Below are 15,510 nucleotides of genomic sequence, written 5' to 3'. Positions count from 1 at the left end.
AGTCATGAGTACTAATACCACAAACCAAGATACGTACGAAATGGACTCCACTGCCAGTGGGATGCGCCTCGACGCGCTGGCGCTCGCCGGAGCTGCAGCTGTACTCCGCCGTCGTGATGCTCCTGCTCGGTGTGTTCGGAGCGATCGGTATCTATGAGGGTGCAGTCGAAGCGATGGAACAGTGGCACCTGTTCTTCGAACCGACTGTCGTCGGAACCGTGGCGGGCATGGTAGAGGCAGCTGTCATTAGTTTCGTTCTCGTGTACGCCTTCGCGTGTTGTACAACGCGTTCGAACGATGAGAGCAGAGTAAGATTGGAGACACTACCATGTACGTCACCGACAAAGCGGAAATCGTCATCGACGCCAGTCCCGAAGAGATCTGGGAGTACGTAACTGACCCGGTCCACTGGAGATCGTGCTACTGGCATGTGGAGAGGAGGCGCGATGGCGGAAGCCAAATCGGTTCTTTTGACAGCAGGCTTCAGTCAGTCATCGTCGCCCGGTAGAAGACGACGACCCCGACGGACAGGAGCACTAAGACGTACCCGCCTGCGGCGAGAAAATCGTTGAGGCCGCCCCCGGATGTGAACGCGGCATCCATGAGTGCGTTCGTCGCAAAGTGGCCTGGAAGAACCGTCGTCCAAGTCGGTGACTCCGTTGCGAGCGGGTTCTGGAACATGAGGATGTCAACCATCGGTGCGAAGAGCATGACGTAAACTCCCGGGAGACGGTCAAGGACGATTCCAACGATAACGCCTAAGATACCGTAGGTTATCCCCGTGAGAACTGCTGCCCCAGCGAACGCCGCCACGTTTTCAGGAGTGAATACGACGAGTGCAACGGTCAGCGACGCACCAGTCACAATGACGCTTCCAACGGTAAGCAGTCCGATCCGGGCGGTGACCAGTTCCCGGGCGTGATAACCTGCAAGTCGTAAGCGACTATCGGCCATTTGCGAAGTCTGCATGAGGAATAGCCCAACAATCCCGGAAAGGACGGCCACGGTAACTGGCGTCATGAACGCTGCTGCGAACGCTGACATCTCAGCAGTCACCGTTGTTCCACCAATCGTTAGGGGGATGGTCGAATCTGGAACGAGCCAGACGAACACGCCGATCATGTACACGGGAAGGAACGCCAGCAATGCAATCAAGACGGGTGTTCGGGCGAACTCATGCATACTCATCTTGACCGCAGTCGTAGTTCGTCGCTCCATCAGGCGTCACCTCCGCTGACGGTGTAGGAGTACGTTCCGACGCTCAGCAGTCCGAACACGACGATAAACGCAATTGTTGGGAGGACATGGGCTGTTGCGAGTGCCCCATCAATGATGGCGTGAGAAACGATCTCGTGGGGGTGAGAGAGCGGTGCGAACCGAGTGATGCTCTCATCGATGTTGAATAGGCCACTCGCAAACACGTTGTCCATGTCTGCGAGAATTACGAGGAGAAGTGACCCTTCGAGTTCTCGCGGGAGGATCGTCCCGACGAGCATCCCCAAGAGCCCGTAGATGACGCCTGCGAGTGCGAGACCACTGAATACGAGAAGAGGCGCTCCAAAGGTATCCGAAAGTAACCAGGCGAGCGTGGCTGTTGATATTGCGCTGATGGCAAGGCTAACGACAAGGAGGGTGGTGAATCGTGAGACGACCAGCTCGCTCGGGCGGAACCCAGAGATGACGAGCCGGTGGTCCGCGTTCCGTGCACTAATCATTTGGAAGAGGCCGAGGACGCCTGCAAGCGCTCCCGTGGCGAAGACAGCGCCGGTAATCCGCCCAGTCGTCGTGAGTGACCCCGAGGCAGCGAACATCCCGATGTCCGGGAACTGGCTAAGGCTCACGCCGTAAATCTGGATGGACAACGCAGGCAGTATCAACAACAGCGCGATGTTGAGTGGTTCCCTGAAGAACGATAGCGTGCTGGCATGGATGCCCGCGAGGACTCGTCGATTCGTACTCATCTACATCTCCTCCGTGTTTGCGGCGCGCTGGCCGGAGCCGGCTGCTTCGTCCCGGTCGAAGAACGTTGCCGTCCGCTCACAGGAGACACCATCAGCCGTCGGTTCCGGGTTCACAGTGACGTCTTCACCGATCTCCTGTCGGTGGAGGTGGCCGTCGTGGAGTTCGTAAATGACGTCGAACCGATCACGTTCGTTGATGATGTGTGAGATGATTGCGACTCCGACCCCGCGCTCACGCAGTTCTTCAGTGAGATCCCAAAACGCGAGGAATGTCTCCCAGTCGAACCCAGTGTATGGTTCGTCTAGCAAGAGGAGGTCGGGCTGGTGCATGAGTGCGACTGAGAGGTTCACCTTCTGCCGGTTCCCACCGCTTAGGTTGCGGATTTGCCGGTCGCGGAATTTCTTGAAGTCGAGCACGTCGGTCAGCCAGTTGCGTGCATCTTCGATCTCGGTGTCGGCCATCCCGTAGGCGCGTCCGAATAGCTCGAACGTTTCGTCGACGGTCAGTCGGTCGTAGAGACGTGGTTCTTGAGGGCACCACCCAACTGTGCCGCTACGGCTCACATCGCCGGCGTCGTGCTCAAGGACGCCAGCGAGGATTTGCATGAGCGTTGACTTGCCGCTCCCGTTTTCGCCCATGATGCCGACGACCTCTCCACGCTTCACCTCTAGAGTTGCGTTGTCTAGAACGGTAACGGAGTTTGTGAATGGGATTCGAGAGTCGTAGGTCTTAGCGACACCAGTTGCACTTACTGTAAGATCGGTTTCTTGCTGTTGCTCCTGTCGTAGAGACGCATCGTTGTCCGATGTTGCCATCTTGTCTAGTGATACGGGGACATTTTTCATTGCAGTTTCCGCTCAATAGTCCTTCATATTCTCGGCATTGATTTTGGATGCTGAGGTTTATGGCCGAGTTCAATTTGGAAATCGAGAGTGATTTGGTAATTCTGGCTGGTATTGTGAGGTCAGTTGAAGCTGTACTTCTGTCGGAGCACTCCTTTGGAGTCCAAAGCCGTACTTCATGGGAGCACAGCGATATGAGGGCATCATACAACCCTTCAGAAGGTATTTCTTTCATCCATCGTAGATTGGAAAACTTCACAGTAAGCGCATGCAGTTACCCAACCGACCGACCCAGTTTCAATAGTATGGCTGAATAAAGAAACCGTGCTACCAACTACTGATAAAAAAGAAGCTACAGTTTATACCCCGCGTTGGAGACGTTCGCTCCGTTCTTCGAATTCTTCGTCGGAGAGTTTGCCACGAGCATAGGCAGTCTGCAACGCTTCGAATGCCGGGTCGTTTTGTTGGGTACTCGATTGGCGAGTCACACTGTACAGGAGGTATCCGATACCGAGGAGTACGAGTGCAGGAACGAGCGACATGACGAGCCACATCCACGTCGCTCCAGTTCCGTCCCATGCGCTCCCGGTCCACATGTGATCCCATCCCCACAGTCCCATCATCGGCATCATGACGACCATCATGAGAACCGGCAGGAGCAGGATTGCGGCGATGACGATCAAGACCGTCCGAACGAGCGAATCATCGGTTGCCATACTCAGAAATACGTGCCCGGAATATATCCTCCTGCTCTAGAATCCCACGAGGCGGGAATCACAGTCCCGATTGGGTCTTCGTGGGGAAACCTCTATAACAGGACGGCACAGGGACGGTACGTATCATTTCAACCCCCAGTAGCCGGTCCGGGTGGCGCACGCTGTGCCGCGGTGAACCGATCGGTTCGCCGCGGCCCAACGGTGCGCGAGGGATGAGTGAAGCGACCGTAGGGAGCGAACGTTAGCGTGGGACCGACGGTCCCGCGAACCATGCGAACGGGCAGTGCGCGGCGCAACGCGCCGCGACTGTCGGGACGGTGGAACCGTCCCGCAGCGCCCGTGAGCAGAAATCGGCTGGGGAGGGCGTGGAAATCCCTCGTGCCCACGGTAGCAGGACGCTTTATTCTCCCTCGACTTCTCCGAACATCCTGTTCAATACATGTGCTTATCGACCGCTAGGATTCCTACCAATCAGCGTATCTCTTCAAAGAGTCGTGCTGAATACAAAGCGCGTATCTTGCATACTCATCATGGACGAAGTCGGTGGTACCTAACTCATTAGCTCGGTTCACAGACGGACGTTGGTTCCTCGTCGACGATGCTACCAGCGGGCCAATTCCATCACCGATACAGGCTGCGGTACTTGACGATTTCGGCGCTGATCTCCCGGCTCTCCAGGAGTGCGAACCCGGCAACGATGATCCCGAAGCCAACGAGCGTGAGTGGATGAATGCGCTCGCCCAGGAGTATCCACCCGATCACCAGGGCGACGATGGGGGTGAGATATGTCGTTATATTCGCCTTCAACGGTCCCACCTCGCCCATCAGCACGAGATACATCACGAGCCCGAATGCCCCGATGAAGACGCTAAGATAGACCACCATCGCTACTGATAGCGGGGTCACCTGGATGTTCGCGATCGACTCGCCGATCCCGACAGCCAGAACGACGTGGACGGTCCCGCCGAGCACCATCGCCCAACCGGTAAGTGCCGGGATCGGCATGGACGTCCCGCTCCGCCGGACGAGGACGGCCCCGAGTTGAACGATGACCACGCCAGCGAAAAAGAACAGTTTCCCGACGAGCTCTGGGTCGAGGAGGCTCGCCGGGTCCGGACGGGTGACGACAGCGATCACTTCCTCGCGGGAGAGGAAGCCGTCAGGATCGTCGCCCTCATAGGGAAAGCCGGGGAGTCCGGTCATCCAGTTGGGCGTCACCAACGTGAACGAGTCCCTTTTTGCTCCGCCAGCGCTCTCCTATCCGATCCCGTTCGAGGACGACGTGGTCACAGCCGGCCTCCGTCAGATAGTAACTCGTCGCCAGCCCCGCCTGGCCGCCCCGATGACGACGACGTTATGATGATTGATCATATTACTGAGGGGGTGGTTTCACCGAGTTCGCCGAGCTGTTCTAAGAGACCGAAGATGTCGTCCATGGCCCATTCCTCGACGAGCTGTCCGTCCTCGATTCTGAAGATGACCATCCCGACGGTTTCGACACGTCTGCCCGTCGCTGGTACGTCCATGACTGGCCCGTCGTGCGTCCCCGAGAACCGGTACCGGATGATGACACGGTCTTCGGTCGCGATCAGGTCCTCGGTCTCGTTCGAGAGGTCGGAAAACCCCTGGTGCCAGTCGGTCCACGCCGTTCGGAGGTCCGCAAGCGAGTACTCCACGTCGGACTGGTGGTGCATGACATAGTCATCGCTCACAAGATCCGTATCGAACACCGACAGGTCCCCCTCGTTCCAGACGGCCTCGAAGTACTTCCGGACGAGTTGCTCGTTTCGCTCCACTGTCGAGGGTTCCGATGAATCATCGTCGTCTGGCGAGTGCGGGTTCATCAGTCGTCCCCGGTTCGCGGTGCGATGTTCTGATTGACGTGGAAGCGGTTCTCCGGGTCGTATCTCGTCTTCACGTCGACCAGGCGGTCGTAGTTGTCGCCGAACAACATGTCCGTCGGGTCCTCGACAAAGCCCGGGAAGTTGCCGTACCGGCCGCCTGCAACCGGCAGTTCCTCGAACGCGGTGAACCCGTCGCGGGCCCACTCGACGTTCGCATCGTCGTCAGCTGGGTCTTCCCAGTTGGCCTCGAAGGTTATCATGAATGGCTTGTCCCGGTGCCAGAACGCGGTGGCGTCTTGGGGAACCTCCGCGACGGCATCCCCGAGCCACCAGAGGTCGACTGTCGATAGTGGGGAAGGGGCCGCGTCGTTGTACTGCACCATCAGATCGATCGCTTCGTCCGTCAGTTCGTTCAGGTAAATCGACTTCCAGTAGTACCGCAATCCGTCCGGGTAGTCCTCGTCGAGCGCGGCCTGGAGGTCCTCGTAGCGCGTTGGACCGCTGAGGTCTGCGAGGGGTTCGCCACCGCCCGTGAGGGATGCGAGTACGTCGTCGGCTCTCTCGGCATCGCCGCAGAAGCATCCGAAGTACACGAGCGCTGGGTCGCCCCAGGATTCCTTAGGGAACTCGTCGATCTCGGGCACGTGAGCGACGAACGGGAGGACGCCGACGGTACGGGGCGCCGAGTCGGCCGACTCGCGGAAGGCGGCCAGTCGGTCGGCAGCCTCGTCACCGTGGTACCACTCGAAGAACTGGTACACCTCGGGTCCGACCTCGTGGAGTTCGTATTCCAGGGACGTCACGACGCCGAAGTTCCCGCCGCCACCGCGGACCGCCCAGAACAGGTCCGCGTGGCGGTCCTCGCTGGCCATCCGTACCTGGCCGTCCGCCGTCACGATGTCGACTTCGGTCAGGTTGTCGGCGGCGAGGCCGTACTTTCGTGCGAGGTGTCCGTACCCACCGTTGAGTGTCAGTCCGGCGACTCCGGTCTCCGTCACGACTCCGAGCGGCGTGGCAAGCCCGAACAGCTGTGTCTCGTGGTCGACGTCACCGAGAAGCGCACCGGCGCCGACGCGGACAGTCCGATTCTCGCGGTCGACGCGGACGCCGTCCATCTCTGAGAGGTCGATCATCAGGCCGCCGTCGGTGACGGCCTTGCCCGCGACGCTGTGCCCGCCGCCGTGGATCGACACCTCCATGTCGTTCTCGCGGGCGAAATCGACCGCGGCGACGACGTCCGCCGTCCCGGTACACTGCACGATGAGGGCGGGACGTTTGTCTATCATCCCGTTCCAGATGGTTCTGGCCTCGTCATAGCCGTCGTCGTCTGGAGTGAGGATACCACCACGAATTCGCTCTCCCAGGGCATGGGTTTGATTTTCTGTCAGTACGGTGTCGGTCGGTTGGGTTTCGGATGTCATTGTCGTGTTCACTGGAGTTATTCAGTGGCTGATTCGATTGTCGGCGTCGAGGAGGAAGCTCCCGACTGCTGAGCTTGCTCGCGTGTTCGCCTGTATTCCTCGGGGTCCGTCGTTTCCATGTGTGCCTGGCCGAGTACGAAGGTCGGCCGAGTCGGCAGCGGAACGCCACCGATGGTCGGGTTCGTTTTCAGCCGAACCGGGTCACCGAGAGAGCGACCGTCCAGTTCGGCGTCCGAATCGTCGATGAAGAACACTTCTTCTGGCATAATGATGGTGTCCTGACCGCTCGGCATGGTGAACGAGAAGTCGATATCACCCATGCCGAGCAAGCGCTTGGCCATCCACTCCCGGCCCCACCGCAAGAGACCGGGTTTCCACGACCAGAGCGGGAGCTTCGAACTCACCGCGTTCAGGGCCATGAGAAACAGCGGGGCGGAGATCGTCATCGTCCACACGAACTGTGGCTCTTCCATCTCGACGCGTAACTCGTTCGACCCGGTCCACGTGACGTCAATGTTGGTAAGGCTCGCCTGCTGAAGTGCCGGATTCCAGTACCGCGAGCACGTGGTCTCCAAAGACGGACCATCGCTGTATATCGACCAATCGCCGTCGGGTGATCGGTGCCAGACGGACACATACGGGCCGAAGTCGCTCTGTGACCAGACTCGGAGCCCAAGCAGGTCGCCCGAGGAGAACGGTGCCACCATGACCGAGTAGCCACGGACGTACTCGTGATCGGCCCACGGGGAGCTGCCAATCCGGGTCTCGATTTCACTCACCCGATTCGATAGATTCATTATGTGCCTATTTTGTCGGTTCGACGTTGTGATTCAGGCGGAACAGGTTCTCGGGGTCCCACTCGTTTTTGACCTCGACCATCCGGTCGTAGTTCTCGCGGTAGGCGGCTTGCTGTTGCCCGCTCTCCTCGGGCACGAAGTTGACGTAGACTCCGCCGGTCGCGTAGAAAGCCATCGCCTCGTGCATGTCGCGTGCCCACCCGATACACTCCTCGTCCTGCTTGGGGTCCTCCCACCGCGTGTGCAGGTTCATGATGTACTCGGTGTCGCGGTGGGGGTAGGCCGTCGCGTCGACGGGAACGTCGTTCACTGCGCCGCCGATGTGGATGAGCCCCATCTCCGTGGCGTCAGTGGGGAGCTTCTCCCCGAACTCGATGTAGTTGTCGATCATTCCATCGGTGAGTTCGGCGAAGTTGTGGGACTTCCAGTAGTTCCGTGCACCCGGTTCGGCCGAACCGTCGAACGTCTGTTGCCAGTCGGCGTACGGCTGTGGTCCGATGAGATCGACGATAGGGTCGCCGATGTCGCGCAGTGGCTGCAGCGCCGCCTCGCCGTCATCGATGGCGCCGGCGTAGCACGTGGCGAAGATAGTGACTTTCTCCCCGTGCCACTCCTCGGGCACAACTGGGAGCGGTGGCGCGTGGATGATGGCACTCCAGACAGTCACTTCGTCGGGTGCTTCCTGGGTGAAGTCACGGAACGCCGAGAGCACCGCTTCAGTGTCCTCGAATGGGTGGAGGACCAGTCCCGCCAGTACTTCGGGGCCGACCTCGTGCAACTGGAATTTGAAAGAGGTGACGATGCCGAAGTTGCCGCCGCCGCCGCGAATCCCCCAGAAGAGGTCCTCGTTCTCGTCCTCGCTCGCGTGGACGAGTTCGCCATCTGCGGTGACGACGTCGGCCGACAGGAGATTGTCGGCGGTCAGCCCGTACTTCCGCGAGAGCCACCCCCAGCCACCGCCGAGCGCCAGCCCGGCGATGCCGGTCGTCGAGTTGTAGCCGACTGGCGTGGCGAGCCCGAACGCCTGGGTTTCGCGGTCGAGTTCCTTGAGTACGACGCCCGGTTCGACGCGGGCAGTTTTCGCGTCCGGGTCGACGCACACCGATTTCATCGGCGAGAGGTCGATCATGAGCGCGTCGTCCTCGACGGCTCTGCCGGCGATGTTGTGCCCGCCCCCTTTCACCGAGACAGGGAGGTCCTGCTCCTTTGCGAAGGTTACTGCGCTGATGACGTCAGACGCGCCAGCACACTGGGCGATCAGTGCCGGGCGTTTGTCGATCATCGCGTTCCAGATCGTTCGCGCCTCGTCGTAGCCCTCGTCGTCCGGCTGGAGGAGCTTCCCCCGGAGTGTTCCCGCGAATTCGTCGATCTCTCTGTCCGCTATCGGTTTCTTTTTTAATGACATTGGAGTCTACGTTCGGTCGAGTACGTGGTCTGGTACCAATTCGATCACTCGGCTGAGAGACGCACGGACGGGACACAGTCTTTGCCTTCGGTTTTGACCCCGGGCGGTCGGGGGGCGAGACGGGATATCGAACCCGGGCGTGTCGGAATCTCGCCCGTTTCCCTTCGGTATCGAAGTGCTGTTGCACGGGTCCTACGAGTGCGTCCGCAGGGCGAAAGGACGGGTAGAAACGCCCGGTGGCCTACTTCGGCCCCCTGTACTCCCGCGATCGAGCCGTTTGTATCCCAGATACTATTTGACAGAGCTCGGAATGAGGAGGGTCACTCCGGTTTCGTCTCCTGCACGTCTTCCCTGGACGCCCCATCGTCGGTATTCTCGACGCGACGTTTCAGGGCCCCGTTCATCTGGACGAACCCCTCCTCCACGTCGCTCCCGATTCGACGGTTGATGAAGCCGACCAGCACCCCTCGGAACGTTTCCGCCTGTACGAACTTCGTACGGGTTCCGTCGTCGAGTGGGGATAGCACGAATCGATGTTCCCCGTCGTAGAGTCCAGGGACGAACAATCGACCTCGCCACCGGAATTCGGTGGGTTCGTCTGCGACGAGGACCGTTGGATGCACCGTGGTCGGGCGCTGGTTCGGATACGTGAACGTGACTCCAAGCTGACTCCCCTCGTCTGTCTCCCCTCGTCTGTCTCCCCATCGATCTCCAGGCTTGGATTCCACTCTGAATAGCTCTCGAAGTCGGTCAGTACCTCCCAGACGGCAGCAGGTGACGCATCGATTTCGACCTCGGTAGTGATTTCATTCATGGCTTCTCTATGAGAGGATCAGATGGGACACGATCTTTGCCTTCAGTTTCGACTCCAGGCTGTCAGGAGACGAGAGGTGACATCGAACCCGGCTGTGCCGGCGATGTCCCCGTCATCTTTTGGTATCGAAAGCTGGATTCGTTGTAACACCCTAAGATTGTCCGTCTCATCTTCGAATTTAATCGCAATTCCGGTAGAACGAGATATACGTTCACGTCGCCTACAGAGCACGAGAAAAAATGGCCGCCAGTTCTGAAACCAGCCGGGAAGTTGCGAATCGTGTTCGACTCGTCGAAGAACACGTTCGAATGGAGAACGACCACGACCTCGAGGGAGTTCTCGAGACGTTCGGGGAGGCCCCACGCTACGAGGACGAATCTTGGGGGGCCATGTACGACGGGATCGGTGGGGTCCGCGAGTACTACGAGTCGCTGTTGACCGCGCTACCGGACTTCCAGATCGACGTACAGAACCGACACGTCACCGACGACGAGATCGTTCTCGAGGTCGTCATCAGCGGCACGCACAAGGGGTACTACCACGGACTCCCGCCGACTGGTCGCCACGTCTCGTTCCCTCTGTGTGCCGTCTACTCGTTCGACGACGCCGGGAAACTGGCGAGCGAACGGATCTACTACGACCGCGCCACGGTCTTCCGACAGGTTGGCGTGTTCCACGAACCCGACGGGATCAGGGGCCAGCTGTTGACGCGTTGTCCCACCCCATCACCGTCAGCCGGGCACTCGTTCGGTCGGGAATGGAGCGCGGCCGCTCTCTCCTAGTGGGACGCTAGCGGATGCTGCCACGTCACTATCCACCAGCCAGTATCCCCAGAGGAGGGCCGTTTCAAGGGTGGTTAGCTGCACGGATACGTATTCGAATAAAGGAGATCTACTGGACTTCCGGGAACCGTCGTGACAAGATGAGGAATAGAGCAGACACGTGGCGATGGAGAAACGTCCCGGTTCCCGAGGCTCACGTAGCAGGACTAGTTGTGGGAGCGTCTCTCCACGCGTTCGTGCCTCGGCAAGTCACCACGAACCCGCAGTTCCTATGGATTGCAGGTTGGCCGTTGATCGGTGCCGGTATCCTCCTTGGAGCGTGGGCGGTCGGGGCGGTTGGGAACAGAGATGTCGAAAGTCCGTCCGAACTGGTGACTACAGGGCCGTTCGCGTTCAGCCGAAACCCGCTGTATATCGCCTGGACGGCACTGTACGTGGGGATTGCATTCGTCGTCAATACGGCCTGGCTGTTCATCTTGCTTCCCGTCGTCCTGGTCGCGACTCACATCACCGTGAGGCGCGAAGGACGCTCGTTGGAGAAGGCGTTCGGCGACGGCTACCGCGAGTACAAGAATGACGTTCGTCGGTACCTCTGATGCGATGTGTTCGGCGGGGTTATTTCGGTATCTATTTTCTGGGCGGGTCGACGGCCCCGAGTTGCTGCATGAGGCCGAACGTGTCGTACTGCACCCACCGTTCGACGAGAACAGCACCGAGGTCACGTTTACCATTCGTTCGCGCCGAAGTACGGCCCAGTAGGGTGGCTGATGATCAAGGTGATGATGAAGCGCCAGTTCCGTGACCTGGCAGAAGACATCCTCGCGGGACTCGACACCCACCTGCAGACCGGGGAGATCGTCGGCTCGGACGGTAACCCGGAGACTGCGGACGCGCCCAGCGCGATGGCCGCCTGAGACGCGATTGGACCGAATCCAACCGTAATTTAAACAATCTCAGAATTTCAGTTCGGAATCCACTCGAGCCCTCGCGGGTTCGACGGTGGCGACAGGGGACTGTTCGGGAGGCCGGAAACCGGATCCGGGTCGTTGTACGCACAGGGTGCAGTGTCGTTGGGGGCGGCAGGGTAGAACAGCGACGCGAGCGCGTGGAGGTGCTGGCGGCCCACGCTCAACTCCGTCTGCCCGCCACCGTACATCCCGATCCCCTGGTCGAGACAGTATTCGATCGTCTCGAAGAGGTTCTCGATACTGCCGAAGCGCGACGGTTTCACGTTGAGCCACTCCGGCGTGAACGGCAACGCCTCGATGCTCGCGACGTCCGTGACGGGCGCGTCCCAGGTGATTCGGTGTTCGTGCCCCTCGAACAGCGGCAGGGTGTCGTCTGTTAGCCGTGGATCCTCGACGAGTGCGTCGGGAAACGCTTCGATGATGCGACGGTAGAGCATGACGTCCGCCGACTGATCGACGTCGGTGTTTTTGTAGTGCCCCTTCAGGTCGACTATCCGGACGGAGTCTGTCGCGACGAGTTCGTCGATGATTTCCGGCGTCCACGCGGAGGTCGCGTCGAGTTTGAACTCCGTCTCCGGGGTGAATTCGAGCCACTGTTCGACCCGCTCCAGGGTCGGTGGCTCCCCGAGACGCGTGCTCACGAGAAACCTGACGGGATCGTACTCCCGATCGAGCACTGTCGCGAGGTCCGTGTCCGCCTGTTTGAGCGCGAGGTCGAGCGCGGCGCTCTCGATACCCCACCGCCTGTAGGACCGTGAGGCCTCCCGGCCCGGGTCCACCCCGGGGAAGAGGTCGATCCCGTCGAGTGCCTCGGAGAAGGAATCGACGGTGTAGGACCCGGTCGGCGGGAGGTCGATCGGACTGTCGTCGAGTGCCTGGTGGTCCTCGATCTCGTAGGTGACGTCTTCGCCGACACCGGTCGCTCCGTCCCCGTGGTTGGAAAACCGGGTACAGGGCCGAGTGTACCCGGGTTTGTCTGGCTCTACCGCTTGCAATCCAAGTACGGTCCTCATCCGGGCGAAGTCACCGGCACAGGCCCGCTTCCGGAATTCCACGTCGTACTCTTCGATCTCGAGGGGCAGATCCGCTATCGCGTCGTACGGCGACGCTTTCGTTACGGCCGTCACGTCTCTCCGCCCTCCGTTGTGGTTTCCATGGGTGTACTACGGAGAGTCTTCCAGTTCCGCCAGATTCTGTTCGCCGACCGCCACCGTCTCCTGGAATTTCTCCTTCGGGCTGAACTCGATGAGAACCGTGCCCGCATCGACAGCTATCGTGTGATCGGGGGCCATGTAGTAGACGTCGCCCGCCTTGACGGCTTCCTCCCGGTCCTCGTACCGGACGATCATTCGCCCCGACAGGAGATAGCCCCAGTGGGGACACTGACACCGGTCGTTCGGGAGTCCCTTCAGAAGCGGTGCGTCGTCGAAATCCTGGAGATAGGTTTCGAATCCGACGCGCATCTCTCCCCATTCTGCCTCTCGCCAGATCGCCTCGTCTAACTGGAGTCCAGGTTCGAACTCCGACAGCGACGCGTGCCGGCCCCTCGGTTCGTGACTCATCACTGCTCCCCTCCGTATCGCGCGCGGACGAGCGCTCTGTGCTGTGCACAGTCGGGTCGCTGTGGAACGAGTGCGTTCGGCCTCGCTACGCTCGCGGTATCGTAGTTGTTCATTGAGAACATTCTTCACTGTCCTGTAGTCGGCGAGGGAGATCTGGGTTGCCTTCAGTCCTGTCGATGGAACCGTGGGCACCGACCGTGAAAACCGAACCACAGGATACCGTCCGTTCGTCGAGAGCCTTCGATATCGCATCCCCGCCTCTGTAGCTTCTCTCACACCACTCACCGGGGTCCCCGGTGTATCCAAACACGCCCCATCGGCCGCCGGATTCAAACGGTAGACTCTCTGAACGACAGGAACAGGACACTCAACCCCTCTTCGAGCTTCTTGGTCCAGAGCTATTGGGGTTTGTCATCAGGAGAGAGCTTCGGAGACGACGACCTGTTCGACGGCGACTGCGAGGCCACGCCGCATACGCTGAGAAAGCGCGCTGTCACTGATTCCCATCTCTTCTGCCAACTCGGCGAGTGTGACCCCTCTGGGTATCTCGAAAAATCCGCGTCGGTATGCCTGCAGGAGCGCCTCACGTTGCTCCTCCGAGAGCGTCGATGCGTCCTCCGGTACGGACGGATTGTATATGTGTCGCAGTGTAACTGGAATGCCCGCGTCAGTGAGCGACATATTGAGGTCGGAGAGCTGTTCGCGGGTTTCGAACCGCAATCGAAAGTCCCACGTTTCGGCCTCACCGCTCGCTTCGAGGATCTTGGCCCGTGTATCGATGAGTGCCTCGACGATCCCGTTGATCTGGTCCGTCCAGCGGACTTCGAACAGGGTCTCGTCGTTGGCCGTGGTGAGTTGTGTGACGCTTGTCGTATGTTGGTTCTCGGTCAATGCCGCTTCGATCTCTACGGTATCGGTGCCGGAGATCCAGAACAGTGGAATGATGCTCTCCTGGAGTGGCACGATCCGTTCGAGTTCGACCTCGACGTTCGGAAAGTCCTGCAGGACGCGGCCTAACTCGAAGGCGTCTGCAGGGACAGTGATGTCAGCGATGACGGTCATCGGTACTCTTCGGGATCGGGGAGCGGGTTTGACTTTTCGTCATTGTCTATTTCTTGCGGTATGTCGCCACACTACGAGGACTAAAAATAAAAATCGGTGGCCTCTTCGGATCACTTGCTCAGTAAGGACGGGCGGGTTCGACGTCGCGGGCGACCACAGGCAGGCCAGGCGCGGCACACGGGATCGGCTTGACGAGACTGCGACGTCGAATGGAGAACGGGCCGAGCAACGGCATAGAGGAGAGGAGGTCGTCGACCGTCCCCCGGCGACACTCTTCGACACGGCTCAGGTCGTTCGATCGGCGACGAGTTCCTCGAAAATCACCAGTCCGAGCAGCACGATGCCGTCTATCTCGAACGGCCGGCTCATCGCCCTCGGATTCGCCTGCTACGGGATCGGGTTTCTCGCCACGTGGTTCGTGCCCGATTCGCTCGCGGTCGCCGGCGGCCTTGTAATCGTTGGAGCGGGGATCGGCCTGTTGCTTCCGACGGTCGACGCCGCCGTGAGCAACCGCGTCGTAGCGGAGTACCGCGCCGGGGCGTTTAGCCTGCGCAACAGTACGATCTTCTCCGGGCGAGCCGCCGGCCCGGTCACTTTCGCCGGACTCGCGGCTGCTGGGAGCGTCGAGTACGGGGGCCTCCTGCTCGCTGCCGCCCTCGTCGCGTTCGGTGCTGCACTCCTGGCTGTCCTCTCAGCCTGAGTTCTGAATACAGCCTCTGTATTCAGCACCCGGTCCGTGTCAACACCTGATGGTTTTAACAGGCCCATCGAGGTTACACTGACGCTTTATCGAGATCCAAGGCTGCCGCCTGTTTTTCGAGATTTACATCGCCTGTACTCTCGACGGTTACCGTATAGCCCTTGTAGACGAATTCGACTTTGGACGGACTCCGCTCACCGTCGCTTGATTGATAAAGCGAGTCCAACGCGTCCGTGTCGATCGAGTAGTGAATCGGTGGGCTGAGCTCTTCCGGATGGACCCCTTCGCGCTTGGCGATTTCCTCGACGATTTTCAGACTGAGTGATTCACTCATGTTCACACGCACCGCTGCCAGGAGTTTGTATATAAAACCGGACGTTCTTCTAATGACGTGCGTCAGACAACTGGCCATGAACAGTTTTCACAAAACTTTCTGATGGTCAGGAAATGCGATATTACGGTCGAAGATCATACTCGACAGCAGTCACTTCTCGTCTGTCTTCTCGAGAAACGCCGGCTGGGGCCGGCGTCTGAGCCCCCATCCGAAGGTGATCTGTTGACCGGATGAGTCTGGGACCGAGTGAGACAATGTGGCTATTGGCTTCACGTTGGAACGATCCCAGGGTGGCGAGGGT

The 15,510-nt window shown here is 59.7% G+C and carries 19 protein-coding genes and 1 pseudogene; 5 read left to right on the top strand and 15 right to left on the bottom strand.

Going from position 1 to position 15,510, the window contains the following annotated elements; genetic code table 11:
• Nucleotides 1-328 precede the first annotated feature (328 nt).
• On the top strand, nucleotides 329-508 hold the full coding sequence (locus NDO75_RS27190) for a hypothetical protein (RefSeq protein WP_310909670.1): 180 nt from the start codon (nucleotides 329-331) through the stop codon (nucleotides 506-508).
• Here NDO75_RS27190 and NDO75_RS27185 read toward each other — a convergent pair.
• The 11 genes and pseudogenes from NDO75_RS27185 to NDO75_RS27875 form a co-directional block, all read right to left on the bottom strand.
• Nucleotides 484-1,218: a hypothetical protein gene (locus NDO75_RS27185; RefSeq protein WP_310909669.1), complete on the bottom strand. Its 735-nt coding sequence runs from the start codon at nucleotides 1,216-1,218 to the stop codon at nucleotides 484-486. The genes NDO75_RS27190 and NDO75_RS27185 overlap by 25 nt on opposite strands.
• Nucleotides 1,218-1,961, bottom strand: a complete 744-nt coding sequence (locus tag NDO75_RS27180) for a hypothetical protein (protein ID WP_310909668.1) — start codon at nucleotides 1,959-1,961, stop codon at nucleotides 1,218-1,220. The genes NDO75_RS27185 and NDO75_RS27180 overlap by 1 nt, the downstream gene beginning before the upstream one ends.
• Complete coding sequence (locus NDO75_RS27175) at nucleotides 1,962-2,777, bottom strand: ABC transporter ATP-binding protein (protein WP_310909667.1); 816 nt, start codon at nucleotides 2,775-2,777, stop codon at nucleotides 1,962-1,964.
• Nucleotides 2,778-3,163: 386 nt separating this feature from the next.
• Entirely contained in the window at nucleotides 3,164-3,520 is a 357-nt protein-coding gene (locus tag NDO75_RS27170) for an SHOCT domain-containing protein (RefSeq protein WP_310909666.1), read from the bottom strand.
• A 621-nt stretch (nucleotides 3,521-4,141) separates the two neighbouring features.
• The gene (locus NDO75_RS27165) at nucleotides 4,142-4,723 is read right to left on the bottom strand and encodes a DMT family transporter (protein WP_310909665.1); all 582 of its coding nucleotides are present in this window, start codon (nucleotides 4,721-4,723) and stop codon (nucleotides 4,142-4,144) included.
• Between the two features lie 164 nt (nucleotides 4,724-4,887).
• Nucleotides 4,888-5,364 (bottom strand): ester cyclase, encoded by a 477-nt coding sequence (locus NDO75_RS27160; protein ID WP_310909664.1) that lies wholly within the window; start codon nucleotides 5,362-5,364, stop codon nucleotides 4,888-4,890.
• Nucleotides 5,364-6,785, bottom strand: coding sequence for an FAD-binding oxidoreductase (locus tag NDO75_RS27155; protein WP_345784935.1), 1,422 nt, complete (start codon nucleotides 6,783-6,785; stop codon nucleotides 5,364-5,366). The genes NDO75_RS27160 and NDO75_RS27155 overlap by 1 nt, the downstream gene beginning before the upstream one ends.
• Nucleotides 6,786-6,802: 17 nt before the next feature.
• Nucleotides 6,803-7,564, bottom strand: coding sequence for a hypothetical protein (locus tag NDO75_RS27150; RefSeq protein ID WP_310909662.1), 762 nt, complete (start codon nucleotides 7,562-7,564; stop codon nucleotides 6,803-6,805).
• A gap of 25 nt (nucleotides 7,565-7,589) precedes the next feature.
• Nucleotides 7,590-8,987: an FAD-binding oxidoreductase gene (locus tag NDO75_RS27145; RefSeq protein WP_310909661.1), complete on the bottom strand. Its 1,398-nt coding sequence runs from the start codon at nucleotides 8,985-8,987 to the stop codon at nucleotides 7,590-7,592.
• Nucleotides 8,988-9,307: 320 nt separating this feature from the next.
• A complete protein-coding gene (locus NDO75_RS27140) occupies nucleotides 9,308-9,514 on the bottom strand; it encodes a hypothetical protein (RefSeq protein WP_310909660.1) in 207 nt (68 codons plus the stop codon).
• Between the two features lie 197 nt (nucleotides 9,515-9,711).
• A pseudogene (locus NDO75_RS27875) lies at nucleotides 9,712-9,801 on the bottom strand (SRPBCC family protein); the annotation flags it as partial.
• Between the two features lie 239 nt (nucleotides 9,802-10,040).
• Here NDO75_RS27875 and NDO75_RS27135 point away from each other — a divergent pair.
• From NDO75_RS27135 to NDO75_RS27125, 3 genes are all read left to right on the top strand, one after another.
• Nucleotides 10,041-10,583, top strand: coding sequence for an ester cyclase (locus tag NDO75_RS27135; protein ID WP_310909659.1), 543 nt, complete (start codon nucleotides 10,041-10,043; stop codon nucleotides 10,581-10,583).
• Between the two features lie 14 nt (nucleotides 10,584-10,597).
• A complete protein-coding gene (locus NDO75_RS27130) occupies nucleotides 10,598-11,179 on the top strand; it encodes an isoprenylcysteine carboxylmethyltransferase family protein (RefSeq protein ID WP_310909658.1) in 582 nt (193 codons plus the stop codon).
• Nucleotides 11,180-11,350: 171 nt separating this feature from the next.
• Nucleotides 11,351-11,497 (top strand): hypothetical protein, encoded by a 147-nt coding sequence (locus tag NDO75_RS27125; protein ID WP_310909657.1) that lies wholly within the window; start codon nucleotides 11,351-11,353, stop codon nucleotides 11,495-11,497.
• Nucleotides 11,498-11,544: 47 nt separating this feature from the next.
• On the opposite strand, the gene NDO75_RS27120 is transcribed toward NDO75_RS27125, so the two are convergent.
• The 3 genes from NDO75_RS27120 to NDO75_RS27110 all read right to left on the bottom strand — a co-directional run bounded on the left by NDO75_RS27120 (nucleotide 11,545) and on the right by NDO75_RS27110 (nucleotide 14,175).
• A complete protein-coding gene (locus NDO75_RS27120; protein ID WP_310909656.1) occupies nucleotides 11,545-12,678 on the bottom strand; it encodes a hypothetical protein in 1,134 nt (377 codons plus the stop codon).
• Nucleotides 12,679-12,714: 36 nt separating this feature from the next.
• Entirely contained in the window at nucleotides 12,715-13,113 is a 399-nt protein-coding gene (locus NDO75_RS27115) for a hypothetical protein (RefSeq protein WP_310909655.1), read from the bottom strand.
• Between the two features lie 414 nt (nucleotides 13,114-13,527).
• Complete coding sequence (locus NDO75_RS27110; protein ID WP_310909654.1) at nucleotides 13,528-14,175, bottom strand: helix-turn-helix domain-containing protein; 648 nt, start codon at nucleotides 14,173-14,175, stop codon at nucleotides 13,528-13,530.
• Nucleotides 14,176-14,515: 340 nt separating this feature from the next.
• Between NDO75_RS27110 and NDO75_RS27105 the strand changes: the two genes are divergently transcribed.
• Complete coding sequence (locus tag NDO75_RS27105) at nucleotides 14,516-14,875, top strand: hypothetical protein (RefSeq protein WP_310909653.1); 360 nt, start codon at nucleotides 14,516-14,518, stop codon at nucleotides 14,873-14,875.
• A 73-nt stretch (nucleotides 14,876-14,948) separates the two neighbouring features.
• Here the strand turns inward: NDO75_RS27105 and NDO75_RS27100 are convergent, their stop codons facing one another.
• Complete coding sequence (locus tag NDO75_RS27100; RefSeq protein WP_310909652.1) at nucleotides 14,949-15,209, bottom strand: HalOD1 output domain-containing protein; 261 nt, start codon at nucleotides 15,207-15,209, stop codon at nucleotides 14,949-14,951.
• Nucleotides 15,210-15,510: the final 301 nt, after the last annotated feature.

Source organism: Natrinema sp. 1APR25-10V2, assembly GCF_031626495.1.
Classification (GTDB): domain Archaea; phylum Halobacteriota; class Halobacteria; order Halobacteriales; family Natrialbaceae; genus Natrinema.
The sequence above is the reverse complement of the archived record's forward strand: the minus strand, read 5'-3'. Positions and strand labels throughout refer to the sequence as shown.